Annotated in this window: 12 protein-coding genes and 1 pseudogene; 7 read left to right on the top strand and 6 right to left on the bottom strand. The window is 55.7% G+C overall.

Features of this window, described 5'->3' with window-relative positions; all coding sequences use genetic code 11:
• Positions 1–28: 28 nt before the first annotated feature.
• Positions 29–3,082: a hypothetical protein gene (locus NXC14_RS21975; protein ID WP_157131461.1), complete on the top strand. Its 3,054-nt coding sequence runs from the start codon at positions 29–31 to the stop codon at positions 3,080–3,082.
• A 14-nt stretch (positions 3,083–3,096) separates the two neighbouring features.
• Here the strand turns inward: NXC14_RS21975 and NXC14_RS32540 are convergent, their stop codons facing one another.
• The 6 genes and pseudogenes from NXC14_RS32540 to NXC14_RS21945 all read right to left on the bottom strand — a co-directional run bounded on the left by NXC14_RS32540 (position 3,097) and on the right by NXC14_RS21945 (position 9,230).
• A complete protein-coding gene (locus NXC14_RS32540; protein WP_157131460.1) occupies positions 3,097–3,327 on the bottom strand; it encodes a hypothetical protein in 231 nt (76 codons plus the stop codon).
• Between the two features lie 283 nt (positions 3,328–3,610).
• Positions 3,611–4,636, bottom strand: a complete 1,026-nt coding sequence (locus NXC14_RS21970) for an IS110 family transposase (RefSeq protein WP_085780264.1) — start codon at positions 4,634–4,636, stop codon at positions 3,611–3,613.
• Between the two features lie 196 nt (positions 4,637–4,832).
• Positions 4,833–5,615, bottom strand: a complete 783-nt coding sequence (locus tag NXC14_RS32535) for a hypothetical protein (protein ID WP_198175553.1) — start codon at positions 5,613–5,615, stop codon at positions 4,833–4,835.
• A 240-nt stretch (positions 5,616–5,855) separates the two neighbouring features.
• Positions 5,856–6,155 (bottom strand): annotated as a pseudogene (locus tag NXC14_RS21960) (site-specific integrase); the annotation flags it as partial.
• A gap of 1,045 nt (positions 6,156–7,200) precedes the next feature.
• On the bottom strand, positions 7,201–8,121 hold the full coding sequence (locus NXC14_RS21950; RefSeq protein WP_085780262.1) for a hypothetical protein: 921 nt from the start codon (positions 8,119–8,121) through the stop codon (positions 7,201–7,203).
• A gap of 104 nt (positions 8,122–8,225) precedes the next feature.
• Positions 8,226–9,230: a hypothetical protein gene (locus NXC14_RS21945; RefSeq protein ID WP_245362196.1), complete on the bottom strand. Its 1,005-nt coding sequence runs from the start codon at positions 9,228–9,230 to the stop codon at positions 8,226–8,228.
• A gap of 633 nt (positions 9,231–9,863) precedes the next feature.
• On the opposite strand from NXC14_RS21945, the gene NXC14_RS21940 reads away from it, so the two are divergent.
• The 6 genes from NXC14_RS21940 (at position 9,864) to NXC14_RS21915 (ending at position 18,019) form a co-directional block, all read left to right on the top strand.
• Positions 9,864–10,949 (top strand): RelA/SpoT domain-containing protein, encoded by a 1,086-nt coding sequence (locus NXC14_RS21940; protein ID WP_085780260.1) that lies wholly within the window; start codon positions 9,864–9,866, stop codon positions 10,947–10,949.
• A gap of 193 nt (positions 10,950–11,142) precedes the next feature.
• On the top strand, positions 11,143–13,389 hold the full coding sequence (locus NXC14_RS21935; protein WP_245362195.1) for a sigma factor-like helix-turn-helix DNA-binding protein: 2,247 nt from the start codon (positions 11,143–11,145) through the stop codon (positions 13,387–13,389).
• A 207-nt stretch (positions 13,390–13,596) separates the two neighbouring features.
• Positions 13,597–15,378, top strand: coding sequence for a DEAD/DEAH box helicase family protein (locus tag NXC14_RS21930; protein ID WP_085780258.1), 1,782 nt, complete (start codon positions 13,597–13,599; stop codon positions 15,376–15,378).
• Positions 15,368–15,565 carry a CxC ATPase DNA modification system associated small protein gene (locus NXC14_RS21925; RefSeq protein WP_085780257.1) on the top strand — a complete coding sequence of 66 codons (198 nt, stop codon included), beginning with the start codon at positions 15,368–15,370 and terminating at the stop codon, positions 15,563–15,565. Before NXC14_RS21930 ends, NXC14_RS21925 begins: the two co-directional genes overlap by 11 nt.
• Entirely contained in the window at positions 15,555–17,534 is a 1,980-nt protein-coding gene (locus tag NXC14_RS21920; protein ID WP_085780256.1) for a hypothetical protein, read from the top strand. The genes NXC14_RS21925 and NXC14_RS21920 overlap by 11 nt, the downstream gene beginning before the upstream one ends.
• A gap of 2 nt (positions 17,535–17,536) precedes the next feature.
• Positions 17,537–18,019: a hypothetical protein gene (locus tag NXC14_RS21915; RefSeq protein ID WP_085780255.1), complete on the top strand. Its 483-nt coding sequence runs from the start codon at positions 17,537–17,539 to the stop codon at positions 18,017–18,019.
• Positions 18,020–18,080 lie beyond the last annotated feature (61 nt).

The following is an 18,080-nucleotide window of genomic DNA, read 5'->3' as shown; positions in this document are numbered from 1 at the left end:
ATGATATTCGCATTTGCAGGAGGCGAGTGTGGAAGATCAAGGTGTGCCAATTTGGCCGAGCAACTCTCCCACGAGTCTTTGGAATTATGATCTTCTTCAGGCTGAACGACGTGGCCCGATGCCGTTCTTGGGGATCCATCCTGACTGGGGGTTTTTCGCAGCCTTTATCTTCGGCGCCCTAATGATTGCTGCTTTTGCTTGGCAGCGTTTCAAGCAGCGTAGTTCAGAACCCAACGAGCTTGACTATGCGGTCATTAGAAAGCTTGCTCCAACGCAATTGCGGGAGAGCAAAGCCATGCGGCAGGCCTACTTTTATTATGCAGGCATAATGGTTGCCATTTATACCGCTTTTGCTTTTTTCGGCGGCCTAATCCTCAGGATTGTAACTTATATTCCGATGGCCGGCCTGCAGGCGGATGTTGATCAAACATCTCTTACAGGTCCTAGTTGGCCGCTCTATCTGGCGCTTGGGATGGCTGGCTTTGTACCTGCACTCAAGCCGGTGGAGGTTGTTGAAACATGGCTTCGCCGAAAGGTTCATGCTTGGGCAGGTGTTCCGATAAAGCTTAAGGATCGTACGCGGCGCTTTCTATTGGCACTCGATCGTTCAGTTCAGCCTTCGCTCGAACTGGCGCTACAGGCAAGGAAAGCTCGTTGGGACGCCAGAAGCAGCGTTATTGCTATGGGGTCAACGGGTTCAGATAGAAAACAAGAGGGTAGCAAGGAGCGAACGAAAATCTCCAAGGCGAATGTCGCATCGGACAATGACAAGATCCGACAGAAAGTGGACAAGGTTCCTGATTGGATGGTGAGCCTTTTAGAAAAGGTGGGCAGCTATGCAGGGTTGGTCCGGAAGTGGATTGAACTTGAGGTTATGGTGCAGGCGATCCGGGATCCAGGATCATGGCCGGAGACCCATATTCTTGACGAAATCCAGCCGTTGGCCAGGGAACAACGGACCATAGCGGAAAGCACCATGGTTGCCTTGGAAGACCTGATGGTCACGGACTATCCTAAAGAGATTGAGGTAACACAATTAAAGGAATCGGAAAGGCAAGCCAGTATATCCCGGCGACGTCGACAGGTCGAAACGATGCTCTTTGACACCGTAGCTAGGTTGGAGCGTTCGCGTCTAGAGCTTGCTGCGATACTATGCGTTTATGCTGAAAGAAGCCCCTTTGTTGACAATAGGCCGATCACTGCCGATCGCCTTCGCTTGAACACGCTGGATCACACGCTAAGATCGGCTGTGGAGGAGCTTTTGCCTCGGGAACGACAGCCCGCTACCATTCTGTGGGTTCTCGTTTCCTTAGCCGCTGTTTTTGCCCTCTACGCTGTCATGACAACTACTCATCTTCACCCCCTATTGAGTCCCGTCAAATCGACGAACGTCACTATATTAACAACGGCCGCTCTGGAAACGCTCCAGGTTGCGGCTTTTCTATGGCTTCCGTTGTTGGGTGTGATGTCACTTCGACAACATTTTATTGACTCCGATCATCGCGGGAGACTGCGAAAGTTAGAAGTATGGAACGAAACGTCGCAGCAAATGATCTGCCATCTATTGATAGCGCTTCTCGTTGCCGCATCCGGTCTCGCGCTTCTGGCAATGTTCTGGACGGCTCTGATCTCCGAAAATACGGCGCGGTTCATTTACATTCTTGTAACCGGACCACAACCTGCACTCGCTCTCATGCTGCCGAAGTGCGTCTGTAGTGCGATTTTTGCCTTCTTGCTGGTGCGTGCGTTGGACGGCCCGGATCGCAGCCCCCAATACGCTCTCCTGATCGCCATCGGTTCGGCGAGTTTCGTGACCGTCGCATTCTTTGCTCTGACCTTTGTTGGAATGGTATCGTTTCATGACCTAAACTCCGAAAGCTGGGCAGATCTTTACTATCAGTTCGGTTTCACGGATTTCATTGCCTGCTTCTTTATTGTGTTCGTCGCAATATGCACTGCAGCATGGCCTAGTGCTCCTCGCGAGTCGCAGCAGCGATCCACTGGATTGGCCACCTCGGGGGTCGTGACATACTGCATGTGTATTCTGACGCTGGCGATGGTGGGCAGCCCTGCCGTTGCCGAGGAACAGGATGCGCAACATCATCTGAAGCCGACCGTTCGCATCGGATTTCGCAGGGATGCTGAGCCGTTCTCGTATGAAGCGGGGCCGTCAAGTGTTCGACGCTATCGCGGCTATGTCGCTGATCTCTGTTACAGCATCTTCGATGCTCATTACAGGATCGACGAAGTGCCCGTCACGACCGAAAACCGATTCGATAGCTTTCGCAATGGACATCCAGCAGATCGTCCTACAACAAGCGTGGATATGTTGTGCGATCCGACGACACTCCGCTTTTGGAGGAAGCCGGGCGACGAGGAAATAGACGGCATTTTTTCCCCGATCGTTTTTGTCAGTGGAGTCTCCTACCTCCTGCGGCGTCCCGAACCGGGCTGGCGTAAGATAGATTTTGCCTACGTTCGAGACACGACTGCAGTAGATGTTGCGATAGAGGCTTGCAAAGTCGATCTTTTCGGTATGTTCCCGACGGATCAGCGCTGCGTCCCTGCGCCGCAGAGCCGTTGTCCCATGATTAACTCGACGGCGGAAAAGGATGCGCCGATCTTTCGATTTTGCGAGTTCGAAGATTACGATTCGCTTACCCAGTGGTTCTGCGGGCCCGAGTCGCACCGATGGCTTGTTTTTTTTGGTGATCGCGAAATCATTCAAGCAAAGTTGGAATCATTCTACAATGCAGGGCGTTGCGACAAGAACAACATTGAGAAGGAGGCCTCCTTTTACACCTATGAACCGTATGCACTGCTGATTGCGCCGGGGCCTCGTGAAGCGGAATTGGCAGCATTTGTCCAGCGAGGACTTTATGATTTCTTCTCGCATAGAGCAAAGGCGATCAGCCTTTTCAGGGCTTACTTCCCCGATGTCCAAATGTCGCCGATGATGGCAAATCTTTTTTTGCTAAATGGCGTAGACAAACCTGTCTATGACACGGTGCCAAGCTACCTATTTGACACAACGGACAGAGCAACTTTTCCGCGCACGTCTGAGTCCCAACCAGGACATTAAACCGTGTGAGCAAATTATTGGGTCTGCCGAACGTGGCCGCGGCCATGAACCCCGGCTATCCAGAAATCAAGTTCTTTTGTGCGAGCCGCTCCGGGCTTGCAACCTTCAAGCGGCTTATTAATGACGTTAGGGTCGCCACCGTTGGCAAGAAAGACGTAAGCCTCCGGTGAAGCTTGCAATTTACCCATAAGTAGCTGACTCATTTTCGAAAAGCTTTTGCTGAAATCTTGAATCGAAAGAATCACTTGTGATTCTGTAAGCCTCCGGTGAAGGCCGCATGTATGGACGGCCTCCGCGTGGCAAGGGGCAGTTTGGTGTTTCCGGCAGATTGGTCGGGTGCAGGCATGTATACGGCCTTTGATTGCGGCGCGTTCATGCCGCTGGCCCTGATGTAGTCCGCTGATCGGATCCCAGACAGGTCAACGCGCTTTCAAGCGGCACCCACTGATCGGGTTTGTCCGATCCCGGCTCGACCGTTCGCCATCACGCCATCAGCACCTCACCAATTTCTGCATTCTCTGTGAGCATTCAAAGGGCGGCGGTCGCCTCAAAGCGCCTGCCCGTCGTCATCAGCGCCCAGACGATCCGCGCCATCTTGTTGGCCAAAGCAACAGCGACGACGTTGTACGGCTTCTTCACCAGAAGTTCGGCGGCCCAACGCGTCGGTGCAACTTTAGCTTTGCCGCTGAAACGAAGCACCGCGTGCGCGCCCACAACGAGAAGCCGGCGGAGATAGGGATCGCCTTGTTTGCTGATCCTTCCGAGGCGGTCCTTGCCACCCGATGAGTTCTGCCGCGGCACAAGGCCTATCCATGCCGCCAATTGTCGGCCGGATTTGAAGAGCGACGCGTCGGTCACCGTCGCGGCAATTGCGCTGGCAGTGATCGGGCCAATTCCAGGGATCGTCTCAAGGCGGCGGCTCAGTTCGTTCGAGCGATGCCAAGCATGAATTTGGCGATCCAGCTCGTTGACCTTCTCGTGCACCTCCCGCAACTGCCCGATCAGCGGAAGAAGCGCGGACCGCGCAAGCGGCGGGATTAGATCGTGATCATCGTCGTCGACCAACGCGATCAGCATTCCGACGCCGGCGATGCCCTGTCGCGTTACGATGCCGAACTCCGCCAAGTGGCCGCGCAAGGCGTTCACCAGCATTGTCCGCTGCCGGATCAAAAGCTCGCGGACCCGATGCAGCATCAGCACACCCTGTTGCTCCTCGCTCTTCACTGGAACGAAGCGCATCGTCGGCCGCGTTACCGCCTCGCAAATCGCCTCGGCATCCGTCGCGTCGTTCTTCTGCCGCTTCACGTATGGCTTGACGTAAGACGCCGGCATCAGCCGAACCTCGTGACCCAGCGCCATAAGAACCCGAGCCCAGTGGTGTCCAGTCGCGCATGCCTCGATTCCGATCAGGCATGGCGGCAAAGCCTTGAAGAATCCAACGACATCGTCGCGGCGCAGCTTGCGGCGGCTCACCGTCGCGCCGGCACCATTGATCCCGTGAACCTGAAATACATGCTTGGCGATATCCAAACCAATTGTGGTAATCTTCTCCATGGACGGCTCTCCCTTATGTGACTTCGACAGCCACACTTTGGCACATTGCGATGCCGGGAGCGGAGGCCGTCCACCACATCAGGTCATGTGCTCCAAGGCAGCGGCCGCGAGGATGGAGCGTCCCTCACCCCGGCTGATGTTCTTCACATGCAGGTGGTAGATCGCCACTAAACTCTCCGGCAGTCAGTGAGCGCAATTACTTCTTTTCGACCCATTTTCTCTCTGCCAAACCCGCCCAGTAAGCCATAGTTTTGTCATCGATATCGAGATTCACCGCATTGTGGAAAGTATCAAAGTCTTTCTTTGAACTCGACCAGCCCTCTTTCAACAAGCCTAGAGTGCGCGCAATGTATAGATTAATGCGGTATCGGTAGCGCCCGTCGTTTTGCAGGTTTCCAATTAGCGCCTGAACCACTGGTCCTTGGCTGCTTGATGATTCCTCGTAAAGGCTCACAAGCGAGTCACTTGCAAGCTTTCGGTCCGGTCCGCTAAATCTTCCGACCAGCGTCGAGATCACCGCGGGATCGACATTCTCTCCATTATTTACGCTGCCAGGCGATGGATTGCTCTCAAGTACCCCCGGGACATCAAGTTGCTCTATCTTTAACGGCAAAGCCTGAAGGCCTGCCAGACCCGCATCAAATACCTGGAGCGCAAGGGAGGACCTGCCGTTCACAGGAACTTCGTTTCGGCTATCCGGCGAGAAACCCAACATCACCGAAAGAGTGGCCGGCGCAGCGACCGCAACGGCGCAGATTTTCCATCCATCAGGTTCAGTTGAATTTCTAACGACGGCACCGCCTAATAATCCGAAAGCGAAAACGCGAACTAGAGCGCACCCCAAAGCCGAATAAGCAATCCACGGTGTGGACAATGCTGCGAGATAGGATTCGACCGATGCCCCGCCGCTCTGGAATAACGGCACCGCTGCAATAGCAATCCCGCTAAGAAAACCGATCCGCCAACGATACGTAACCACCATACCCCCCAACGAAGTCCAAGAGCGCTCACTCTTGTAGGATTGTCGAACCTCGGACGTTTCGCGGAGAGGGGTCTAGGGCCCTCCCTGGCGCAATTGCCGGCTTTCCCCGGACGCCGTGTGGCCGGTCGGGAAACCGCGCACCGCATCGCATCCCGGTTAATGCGTACACCTGGGCGACGTAAGTGCACTGTACGCATCCTACACGCAAGCACTGGTTTTCTTCAAGCTTTCTGCTGCTCATTGGGCCAACGAAACGACCGCCTTGACACGACGACGCACTATGATGGCTTTGGCGTCGAGGGTGTTCTTGAGATGCACCGCATAGTGCTTCTCGATCATTTCCACGCTGGTCCGGCAGTTTTTAGCGATCTGGTAAATGTCCGCTCCTTCAAGGAGGCGTAGGCAGATATAGGTATGCCGGAGGCTGTAGGCCGAGCGCCTGTTGACCTCACGGTCGAATTTCAGCTCACAGTGCTCCAACACCCGGTTAAACTGCTTTTTGTGGTTCTGCGGGAAGACGAGGTCCGTGGGTTTGGGAGTGTTGCGCTTCATGTTGCCGCCTCTCCTGCGACGCTTCCGCTCTCTCCATCCAGGTATTGAATTGATTGCACTTGAAACGGATGATCGGGAAGTCGAGGCTTGGCTTGAGGCCGGATCCATAGACGTCGGCGTCGTCCTCAATCCGCGACCGGACAGCGATGCCGTACTGATTGGACAGGATGCATGGGTCGCTGTCCTACCAACGGCGCATCGCCTTGGACGACGTGAAACCGTCTCCCTTTCTGATCTGGCTGCGGAACTGTTCGTGCTCGCGACCGGTGGGGCAACGTCCATGCGCGCACACTTGCCGAAGCGGCCGGACTATCACTGGCGGATGTGCGAATGGAGGTGCGGGACTGGACCAGTGCGATCGCGCTGGTCAGGGAAGGTGTGGGCGTCAGCCTCGTTGCGGAATCGACCCTACCCGAGAGACGGAAGGGCCTGCGTACTGCACGACTCGCTCCGCCGTTGTGTCGCCGCTTTGGCCTGGTAGCGTCCCCGACGCGCTGCGTGGACGGGCGGCAAACCTGCTGATTTACTCGCCCGGCGATGAGAGCCCAACTGGTCTGGCGGTCTCAAGTTCACGCTAGCCCTCCGGAGATCATCGTCCTTGCATAGCGAAGATTACCAAGACCGAGCCTCGGCGGTCATTTAGCCCGCTATCCCAACCCTCAATGCTGAATAACTAAATACTAACGCCTTGAAGGGATACGGACCTAAGACCCGTAATCTCGGCATCATTGAAATGATGTATCCATATGATTTTGCTGGAGACAGCCGGTTTTGCGCCTCTCACGCACAGACTGGATGAAACCTGACTATCCCACGCATCACTTTCGCGTAGGACGCGCCGCTCCATCGACGATTTGCTTACCCTCAGCAACTCGCTCGCCCGCGTCTGTGATCGCGACGATTACATACTCTTCAACCTTGTCTCTGCGTACCAAGCCAGTTCGCTCAAAGGCACCCCTGAACTTGCGAGCCTTCAGACGTAAGCTAGGGTCCACTGTTATGCCTGACCCTGTCCGACGCGACGTCCGCCTTACCAATCGTCCGCCACGGACTCAGCAAGAGCGTGGATACGGTCCAGGTGGCGATCCCAAGTGGGTTCGATCGGTAAAGAGTCGAACATAGCCTGTGGAGATATTCCAAGCTCCGCCTCGAATGCACCATCGGAACCCGAAAGGTCGTAGCTTGCCTGCAAGCTCGCTACGAAACGGTTATGGTAATTGGCAAGCCAAACGAATTTTCTGCGTACCTTCGCATCGTCATTTCGTAGGCCCTCAACGATCAATTCCCGATGCCCGCGTAGGAATGCAAACTGCCCCACCACACCCGCGTCAAACTCTCCCGGCCCAGCTGCGCGGAGGTAGTCGAGGAAGTACGATCCATCATCCGCTACACCAATGAACGACCTCGTAAGACGTGCCTCTCCTCCGTCGAATTCGGCGTTCTGCCAAAGGCTGTCGTCCTGTGCATATGCAGCCAAGACCGCTTCGTCGATCATTATGCGGGGGTAAACCGCCTCGTTCTGCTCGATCTCGAATGCACGAACCATCGCAGGGCCGAAGATTGGTCCCTTGCCATTCAGGCCGACATAAGCAGGACCGATTGTGACTCCACCACGAATGAGAATCCCCCTATTGAGGCACTCGATTATAGCGTGCAGGAGATCGATGAGCTCGTAGACCAATGGGCCATCCGGCGACTGCGTATCCACTGTTCGCACGCGAACGACCGCATCCGATACGGACTCGGAGAAGGCTTGAGTGTTCAGACGGATCTCATCCATGTGCGAGGGGGAATCTTCGTCGTCACCGTCACCCGCGGCGAAACTCCGCAGTGCATTCACAACCGCAGCTAGCTCGGAAGCATGCTTGGTTTTCAAAAGATTTCGATAGCCGAGGATGTCGATGAACGTGACGATGCACCGTTCATACCCTCGCTCATAGAAATCGGTCATTCTTGAACCGCCCCCCTCACAGACCGGAATGCTTAGTGGCACGATTTTTTTATCTGCTTAGTGCCGACCAAAGCGGTGTCAAGGTTCTGAGACGCAAAGGCTTGTCACTCTTGAGATCTCCATGATCTCTTCGAAAAGTACCCGATTGCCTTATTGTCCAAGAGGTCAGCTTCAATATTGAAAGCCGCCGCCACGATGTCGTCCATTTCCCTGGCTCGATCGACCGTTGCGTAACGCGCTTCGAGCCTTTGCTGTTGCAGGTCGATGGTGTCCTTCCAATAGCGGGTGCCTTTTATATCTGCGTGTGTGTCAACGAAGCGGGCAAGTGGTCCCCCGGCCCCCCAGCCAACGAAACCTGGGCATGCGCAGCAAAACTCGTAGAGTTTTTCGTCACGGGTCGCGATCCACACATCGTGCTCGATCACTCCAAACATGAACTGCTCTCGTGAATTATTCACGATATCAGCGGCGGAGATCAGTTTCAGGTCGTTAGCCCCGTTCAGTGCGATACGCTGCAGCTCTTGGACACGGGTCAAGCCTTTGGCGCCGCCCTTCTTCAGTTTCGTGAAATTGTTCACAGTGGCCGACTTCCGCGTCCTGACGACGTCAGTCATGCCCTTTTCAGGAGCGAATACGTACCGCGCGATCGACAATTCCTTCAGGCTGATGAGGTTAAGGACTTCCTCGCAGTAGTCGATGTAGAGCGTGAATTTTTCAAACCCGTCCAAAGCTTCCAGGCGATGGATGATGTTTAAGGCCAGCAGTGACGCATAAGAGCAGGCGATGGTCGTCTGACGCTCCGGTGATAGTGCACTGAAGGCCTCGGGCTCAAAACTTTCGCCGGCGAAAGGAACCTTCACTGAGTTGGGGTCATCCCGGAACTTGGGCAGGTAGTCTTTGCAAAACCTTTCGAACGCGGCCTCGACCGGAGCCCGTCGCCCCGGCGGAAGCTCCTGGTAGGCAGCAGCAGGTGATATGAAAACGCCGTATTTTGACGTCGTCTCGATCAACCTTGCCAGATCGATAATGCCTGCGTCTTTCAAGTCCTTGTGCCGCTGCGATCCGTTGTATGCGATCTCAATCGTGAGCAGGATGTTGGTGTCCACCATGACATTTGTCTGCCTTCGGTTCCGGTGGTTCTCCCGGATTAGGCCTTTGTTGATTCTAATTATTTCGGGAGAGCTGGAAGAGGATTTGAAAGTGTGTACGGTCATATTCTCTGTTTCTGCATTGAGCGTTCATTCATTTTGCCCGGTCGCCATACATTTGCCACCGCCAAGCCACCCAAGTAACAACCTGAGGTTACTAATTCTCTACGTTTTTGGCCGAAGAGACGAGCTGCGCTCGCAGGTCTGGACTAATCATCACAGCGCCTAAACCCTGCGCGACGTTCTCAGCGAGAGCGCCGCTTTGCGGGCGGTTCAGTGAAACTTCCGGTTTTCGACTTTCAAGGTATCGATATGGAGATCAGGCACATAATGTCTCTGGCTGCGACAACGGCTTTGCCTATCCCTGGGGATCGGGTCCTCCGCCGTGAGCAAACTCGACATCCCGGCCCGTGGGAGTTTAAAGGCCGTCTGTTTTTAGTCGTCGCCGAAATTGCCGCTGCTGGGTCACCGCTTTATGGTCGGGAGTCACGTCGCGGCTGCGAACAGTCGACATCCACAGATTGTTGCTGATCTCGGACTCCCGCTCTCGACTAATCGGAATGCGCGAGATACTTTGAGTCGGGGAGATATTACATGCCGATTTCAGAGAAAGTTATAAGCGCTGCAGTTGCTCGGTATGATCGGGAACGCGATCGTTACCTGAAGCTCGCCGCGCGGGTCTCGGACATTTGTCGTACCAGCATTGTTGAAGACAATGCGATCCGCGCGCAAGTAACGTTCAGGACAAAGACCGTCCGAAGTTTCGAGGGGAAGCTTAAACGCTTCTCTCGGCGGCAAGATAAGAACTACGCGACCGTTGATGATGTGTTTGCTGGCGTTGGCGACTTTGCCGGGGTCCGTATCGCCACTTACCGGCCCGAAGATGAGCAAAGGGTGACGGAAGAAATTCGCAAGTTGTTCGAGGGAGAATCTGGCGGAGACGTCTTTGTCGATAAGAAGGACAAGCTCGCTGTTAACAGTTATCAATTCTATCGTGCGACCCACTGCCAAGTTTTTCTTCGCAACGAGGATTTAATAGGTAACTACGAGAATTTGCGCGGCACGAGTTGCGAGATCCAGGTATGCTCAATGATGGCGCACGTTTGGAACGAAATCGAGCACGACATAGGTTACAAGCCAGAGGGCGGCGGACCCGGAGAAGCGGAAAAAGGTTTACTTGAAGCGCTGGGGCACCTTACCCGTTCCGGCGATGCTGCGATCACACGGTTGCTGGCTGCAAACGCTGCCCGTATGCAAGAAAACGTTGGCGATTTTGTCGATATTCATGATTTTGTCGCGCAGCTGCGGCCGCACTTCCCGGGCTCCGATTTGTCCGTCAACGCCGGCCAGGCCTTCGACACTGCTGTACAGCTGGGCCTCAATTCTGTTCCGAAGCTCAAAGAGGCGCTTGGAGAAGAAGCCCTGACGCCGGCAGTTTCAACCGGCCGGATCGAGGCTTTCAATAAGTATCTTGCGTCAGTCGAGAGCGGCGAATTCGCTCTCAACCCAGTGTCTGCCGACGCTGTTACAGTAGCCCTGCTGCATAGTTTCGCTGGGAGAATTGTGGAAAGCAATACGACCGATCGTACCAAAGGCAGACCTGCAAGGATCTTCGAGATCGCTCGCCTCTACAATCGCTTTCTGGATGGCCAGAAGACTGGCGAGCGCGACGCGGCATGAAAATTCGGCATCAGTCTTTGATGAGAGCATTGCCGCGCTGGTGGTTCGCCGAAGTAACCGCGCCGCTCAGACGTGCCAATAAGCCTCAATGGTCCTCCCCGGCGACCGCGGTCATTCCGTGTCGCCACCAACATGATCAGATTGTGAAATGGTAGGCAACGTTACGACTCTTCACTCGGAATCGCTTGCCCCAATGCAATACGGTCGCAACCGGATACAGATGGTCGATGATATTGGCGACCTATCGCTGGCCCAGGCGATCGGAGGTGAGCTTCTGTCCGTTCGCCTCCAGCGGGTTCTGGACGCCCCCGACCTTCAAGCTATTCGCTTTGCTGACGTTGTTCTAAACCTCGACACCTTCCTTGATAGCCTGCGGACGCGGCCAAATATCGGCAGAACGTCAATCGGTGAGATGGCTGCTCTCGTAAAGCTTTTGACGCCAAGGCTGCTGGCAGAGCGTGGCGTGGCGCAGGAGCACATTGCGCAGGCCTGTGAAACTTTGTTCGGCGACGAGCAGAAGGTCGAGAATGTTTCGGCTGACAAGATCCCAATGTTCGACACGCTGGAGGCAAGCCTTGATTGGCTACTTGGGCAATGCAATGCCCGAGACCGGTTGGTTGTCGAGCGCAGGTTCGGTCTCCGATCGAACCCGCGGGAAACGCTGGAGGAGATAGGATCTGACTATGGCGTGACGCGCGAGCGGATCAGGCAGATTGAAAAACGCGCTTTGACACGCATGCGGGTTCGCATGCGACTTGTACCGCTAGCCGATTTTGTCGCCTCTGCATCTCCAGCCGCATGGTTGAAGCTCAGCGAGGGGCGTGGATGGGTTTCAGATAAGACGGTGGACTCCGTGTTGCGCGATCTGGATGGCGCTATTCAGCTTTCGCTCGAGCTGATCGGAACGCAACCTCGGACGTGGCTCTCAAGCATAGCGACGAGGGCCACCCACGGTTGGATCGGCGCACCAGCTAGTGCCGAGCTCGCGATGGCGGCTGCCGATCGGTTCAGGGCACTCGCTCATCTGCCTCTGCCGCGCTCCATCTCTGAATACGGAGCGGACGGCATACCTCATGTGGAAGCTGCGCTTCGGGTCGAGCTCGGTCTCGAGCTTTACCAAGGGTACGTCCTTCGGTCGAAACCGGGGCCAAGGATGCGTCGAGCCCTTGGTCTGCACCGACTGTTGGCCGCAGCGGCGGAGCCTATTCCTGCAGAAAATTTGATTCAACTCTACCACCAACTTTGTCCGTTCGATCCCTGCTCAGCGCGCGACGCCGATATCGTCATGCAGGCGGCGCCGCACCTATTCATCGAAACGTACGATCAGGTATGGTTTGGCATCGGCCTTGGCGGCGAGCTCCCTGTACCAGATGATCGCGAAGACTTTTTTCGCGAAGCGCCGTCCACACATGAGGGCATATCTGGTGATGACGAGGGTGCCACGTGTGTCGCAGCGCTTGCCGCTGCACTCGATCGGCGTGGTCCAGAGCGTCTTTTGACGCTTTATCAGAATGCGCATGAGATTCTTCCGCCAGGCCGCTCACCCAACAGCGTCGGGCCAACCTTGCTTCTGAACCCTCAAATCTTTTTGCGGTTCTTGCCAGGCGTATACGGCCTTCGTCATCAGTTGCCATCACCAGAAAGTCTGATCACCGATCCTCCTCCCTACCTTTTGGATAACAACCAGGTGCGCCTGCTTGCATTCGGGCGCCGGGCCGGCGAGAGACGCGATGTGTTCCCGCTTTGGTCGTCTGAAGGGGAGTTTGCGCTTGCAAAGTGGGGCCGCCACAATGCTACCCAGGAAAATTATCGCTCACTCCTTGCCGTTGCGGACATCGACGCCTGGCCAATCTCTGGCTCGGAGCGCGCGCATTGGCAGGAAGTCGCGCGGCGCGAAGGCCGGTTTGAACTCGCGGACACACCGCGTCAGGATGCCTACGTCCGGCCAGAACTGCATCGTATTCTTGCCGGCTGCATCGAAGCAAGCAACGTGGGCACGCTGAACTGGATGGCTGTCAACCGCATGGCAGGTCGTCGAATCGACAGCCATGCGGCCGTGTCGGTTTTGGCAATCTTGATTGCCCTTGGGATTTTAAACGCCGAGGACACCGAGTACTCGGGTTGGCAGCGAACCCATCTTGCTACGGATCGTGCCAGAGATCTGGTCAAGCAGATGACAAGCGAAATGTCTTCGACTGGCATCCTTTCCTGGAACCGCGGCATTGGATCAATGATGCGAGACGAGATTTGCGCCGCGAGTACGTCTTTAACGGGATGGCCTGAACCGGATCGGCTTATAGCGATTTTTGACAGCGACGAGGTATCGGCGGCGCCTGATCCTGCGGAGATGGATTCGCTCGACATGCTCATGGCGGAAAGCCGCCAGTCCGCCGAGAGGCAAAATCGCGAGGACTTGCTACGGTGGTTGCTCGAGGAATGACACGGCATTGGACTTTGAATGAGTAGAGCAACTGGACATTCGGGCTTTCGTCCTAAAAGTCACTATCGTAGCGGCCGCGATAGCCTTGCCGATGACTTTTTTGCGCCTTGTATTCGGGAGGCCGTCCTTTATCGCCGAGCGGCTGGATACTTCTCAAGCACTGCTCTGCTTTCCTGGATCGACGGACTTCCTCGGGCGGCGCTGAAGATGCTGACGATCCGTCTGATTTCGTCGCCGATGATATCGGAATCTGACAGGCGCACCCTGACGACGCTTGAAGACGAGCAAGCGCGTGCTGCCTATCGGTTGATCGTCGTCGATCGTATCCTGGAAGAGATTGCCGAGCTGGCGCTGTCACCCAACGACACTGCTATCCGTGCTCGCGTCTTCGCGTGGCTTATTGCCAATGACAGGCTCGAACTCAAGTTTGCCTTTCCGGAGCATTTAGACGAACCCGGCATATTTCACGAGAAATTCGGCATCTTTGATTTGGCGGCCGGCGGGACGATTGCCTTCACCGGTTCGGCGAACGAAACAACTGGCGGCCATAGCCGTAACTACGAAAGTATCGATGTTTATTGCGACTGGATCGCTGGGGAAGAGGAGCGGGTCGCCACCAAGTCTGAGCAGTTCGATGAAACCTGGGCAGGCGAGGCAGCGGGCTTGGCGGTGATCGCGCCGTCGGCGAAGATCCTGGAAAGGTTCCGGAAGAATGCAGACTGGCCATTTGTCGAGACAGTTGTCGAGAAGCAGCCAGAGGCCCCGGCAGAAGTTGATCCGCGCTGGCGTCACCAGGAAGAGGCGGTTTCGGCATTCCTTGAAAAGCCTGCCGGCATTCTCGAAATGGCGACAGGCACGGGCAAAACCAGAACCGCGCTCAAGATATTGGCAAACCTTGTCTCCAATGGCGCGATCGAGTGCGCCATCGTGACGATGGAGGGCACCGACCTCCTTGAACAATGGGCGGCCGAGTTGGACGCATGGAACTTGGATGGCGGGCCAAAGTGGCTGATTTATCGGCATTTCGGCCCTCATCACGAGATGGGAGACTTTATCGTTGACCCAAAAATGTCACTCATCGTTGTCTCTCGTGGGCAACTCGCACGATTACTGATGCGCTTGCCTGATCATATCAAGGCCAAGGCCCTGATCGTCCACGACGAAGTTCACGGCCTTGGCATGCCGAGTTTGGTCGGTAGCGTGAAGGGTCAACACAAAGCCTTCGGCTGGCGTGTCGGTCTGAGCGCCACGCCTGAGCGTGCTTACGACGGCGTAGGAAACGACTTCATCACCGACGAGGTCGGCCCGACGCTGTACCGCTTCCCCCTTGAAAGGGCGATATCTCGTGGGGTGTTGAGTGAGTTTGACTATCGGCCGCTCCCTTATGATCTGACAGACGCTGACCGGGAGCGACTTCGCCTCGTCTACGCGAAGAAGGCAGCACGCCAGCGCGAAGGCCGACCGATGGGGAACGAGGAGCTCTGGACCGAGATCGCGAAGGTTTACAAAACTGCCGAAGCGAAGCCCGAGGTTTTCGAGGAACACCTAAAAAACTTCCCCGAGATACTGAACCGCAGCATCGTTTTCGTGGAGACGAAAGAATATGGAGAGCGGATCCTCGCCTCGATCCATCGCCGTACCCACCGCTACCGGACATATTACGCAGATGACGATCGCGACCATCTCATCGCGTTTGCGCGCGGCGATATAGATTGTCTCATTACCTGCCATCGTATTTCGCAAGGAATCGACATCCGCTCGTTGAACACGGTAATTCTTTTTGCCTCTGCACGCGCGAAGCTTGAAACCATTCAAAGGATAGGGCGCTGCCTTCGGATCGATCCGGCGAAGCCTGATAAGCGCGCTCTTGTGGTGGATTTTGTTCGACCGGAAGCTGAAACTGATGCCGTCCCAAACGCAGACCAAGAGCGTTGTGCTTGGCTCTCTGAGCTGGCGAAGGTACGGAAAGGAGACGACTATGACACTTGATACTGCATTGGCGGAAGCTCTGCGTGAAGCTGTCGAGGAGAAGGGTCAGCCCCGTGCGCTGTCACTGCGGCTCGAAGCATGGCTGTTGGCCATGACCGAGGGCGACGACGCGCAAGAAGCCCAGGCGCAAAGATACGAGGACGTCCGCGAAGCGGTGCAACTGGAGGAACAACCGAGTGCGCATTGATATTGCCGGATGGTCAACCTCCGGGCTGCGTTGTCCTGACGTCACGATCGATTTGATCGGACCAGGGTCCACCGTCCCCAAAGTCACACTTCTCCAGATGCCTAACGGGACCGGGAAGACGACAACCCTCGAGATGCTGATCGCAACACTAAGCGGTGTTGCGACGTTGTGGGACGAAAAAACCGTGCGCAGCTATCGCCGAAAGGGCGATGAGCGCGAACTCGGCACATTCGTCGTGTCGCTGCTCGTCGATGGTCGACAATTATCGATTGAACTGGTTCTTGACTTCGAAATGGGTGTCGCGCGCTATCGAACGACCAATCCGGGTAGCGGAGGCGTCGTTCAGTCTTGGCAACCACTGCCAGCTGTGCGCCGCTTCCTCGCGAAAGAATTTCTCGGTCTCTTCATCTTTAACGGCGAGTTTGCGGCACGCCTCCTTGATGAACGTCAGACCGCGGCGGATGACGCGATCGACGCGCTTTGCCAACTCTATCTTCTGAACGAAATTGGGGAGTTCGTCGAGCAGGAATGGTCGCGGCGTACCAAGCAAGCCGGTCCGAAGAGCGACAATGCACTCACCCGTTTGCGAACTCAGCTTGATAACATGACGGCCCGGCGGGCGACCATCGCAAAGGCGAGGGTTAAAGCTGAGGCCCAAGTCCGTGAAATCGCTGCGGAGATTGCAGAGCTAGCTGCCAAGATTGAGGAGCGGCTCGGAACTGGTCGATCAACACGTGAACAGTTCAATGAAGCCAAAATCGAAATGACGCGGACTGTCGGCGCGCTGTCCATCGCAGCAGGCAATGCGATGCAGGCGCTCCGTCAGCCGTTGGCAATACACCCATCCTTCGCCACATCGCTGATTGCGCTCAAAGACAATCTTGACAACTTGCGTCTGCCAGAAAACACCTCAGCTCAGTTCTTCAATGAGCTTCTTGAGGAGGACGAATGCATCTGTGGCCGGGAAATGACGCCGGGTGCCAAGCACGAGATTGGGATCAGGTCCCTACGTTATCTCGATGCATCAGAATCGGGTGTGATAAATGCTATCAAGCAGGACATTGGCGATTTCACCGCCGCGTCCGAGACTGAATCACCCGAAGAGAGGCTATCCCAAGCCATGGCAGTGCTAGGCACCGCCAGGCGCGATCAGAAATCAGCTCGCCAGACAGTCAACGCGCTTAAGCAAAAACTGATCGACGAAGGCGATGAAGAGTTGTTCGCGTGGCAGCAACAGCTGGACAAGCAAACCAAACTCCATGGCGACTGCACTCAGCTACTTCAGAAGATCGACGCTGACGATGAAAAGGATGACTCAGCGGAACCTTGGTCGCTCAAGCTAATCGACAAAAAAATCAAGGAGTTTGGCGGCAAGATCTCGGAAATTACAGAGACCGTTACGCTTCGCAAGCAGACCGACGTTATCAAAGCCGTTATGGCCCGGACGACGGAGCTGGCCAGATCAAAGATCAAGGCAGAGCTTATTGACCTATGTAACGCTCGCCTCGGGAAGGTACTTGCCAATGACCCGTTGACCATTGGCCGGATCGATCGCTCGATCCGCCTAGAGGGACAAGGCACCGGCAGTACTGCGCAAGTGCTGGCTGCAGGTTACGTCTTCCTGATGAGCGCGCTTCGCCGCGGCAATAACGACTTTCCGCTCGTCGTCGATAGCCCCGCCAACCCGATGGATATGGGGCGGCGACGGCGCATTGGCAGCCTGATACCAGAACTTTGCAGTCAGTTTGTGGCTTTTACAATCAACACTGAACTGCCGGGGTTCGTGCCAGCACTCGCGGATTCAACCGACGAGATCCGGTATTTGACGATGTTCCGCAGGACGACGGGAACGGCTCGCCTGCTTGCGGGGCTTCCGGCGACGGGTGTCTCCCAGAACGATTACTCGGTTGTCGTGGAGGGGAAAGATTACTTCATGAGCTTCGACGTCACCGACGAGGAGGACGACTAAGCATGGCCTATTTTCGTCTGCGCACAGACGCACAAAGCTGGTTTTCCGAAATTGCGGACTCACCGCCATTCAGAACTAAGTTCGACATCTACTACTTATGCCTGATCGCTGGCCTTGCGAGCGGGCGTGCGATCGAACTGACCGGTACAGCACATCCCGCCTCCGATCTCGTGGAAAAATTCGTCGAGGATTATCGCCCTGCCAGCCGTTTGATTATCGGATTGCTCGTCACGGCGGAACTCCGCAAGAGCGGCATCGACGTCACCGAAAAGGCGCAAGTGCGTGCACTCTTCAAACGGCTTGTCGACTCAGAAAGTCCCAATAGTTTGACGGACCAGGGGATGCGGCGGCTCAATGCATACGCAAGCGGCGGATATGAATATCTGGCGGAGCAACGGGACATGAAGCCTTATACGGCCGAAGAGTTCATCCAAGGCTACACGGCGCTCATCGAAGGCGCAGTCGAGAAGCTGGCGCCGATCTAAACGCGCAGTAGCCGTGGCCATTCTCTAACCCGAAGCGGCCAGAGGCCTCCTGAACACGGGC

Origin of the sequence: Rhizobium sp. NXC14 (genome assembly GCF_002117485.1) — a bacterium.
Lineage (GTDB): Bacteria > Pseudomonadota > Alphaproteobacteria > Rhizobiales > Rhizobiaceae > Rhizobium.
Note: the sequence above shows the minus strand (reverse complement) of the source record. Positions and strands in the feature narration are given on the sequence as shown.

What these genes read in the sequence shown, in the direction of transcription:
- NXC14_RS21925 (WP_085780257.1), top strand. Translation starts at nt 15,368, where the DNA reads ATGACACTTGATACTGCATTGGCGGAAGCTCTGCGTGAAGCTGTCGAG.
- NXC14_RS21930 (WP_085780258.1), top strand. Translation starts at nt 13,597, where the DNA reads ATGCTGACGATCCGTCTGATTTCGTCGCCGATGATATCGGAATCTGAC.
- NXC14_RS21945 (WP_245362196.1), bottom strand. Translation starts at nt 9,230, where the DNA reads ATGGTGGACACCAACATCCTGCTCACGATTGAGATCGCATACAACGGA.
- NXC14_RS21950 (WP_085780262.1), bottom strand. Translation starts at nt 8,121, where the DNA reads ATGACCGATTTCTATGAGCGAGGGTATGAACGGTGCATCGTCACGTTC.
- NXC14_RS21970 (WP_085780264.1), bottom strand. Translation starts at nt 4,636, where the DNA reads ATGGAGAAGATTACCACAATTGGTTTGGATATCGCCAAGCATGTATTT.
- NXC14_RS21940 (WP_085780260.1), top strand. Translation starts at nt 9,864, where the DNA reads ATGCCGATTTCAGAGAAAGTTATAAGCGCTGCAGTTGCTCGGTATGAT.
- NXC14_RS21935 (WP_245362195.1), top strand. Translation starts at nt 11,143, where the DNA reads ATGCAATACGGTCGCAACCGGATACAGATGGTCGATGATATTGGCGAC.
- NXC14_RS21915 (WP_085780255.1), top strand. Translation starts at nt 17,537, where the DNA reads ATGGCCTATTTTCGTCTGCGCACAGACGCACAAAGCTGGTTTTCCGAA.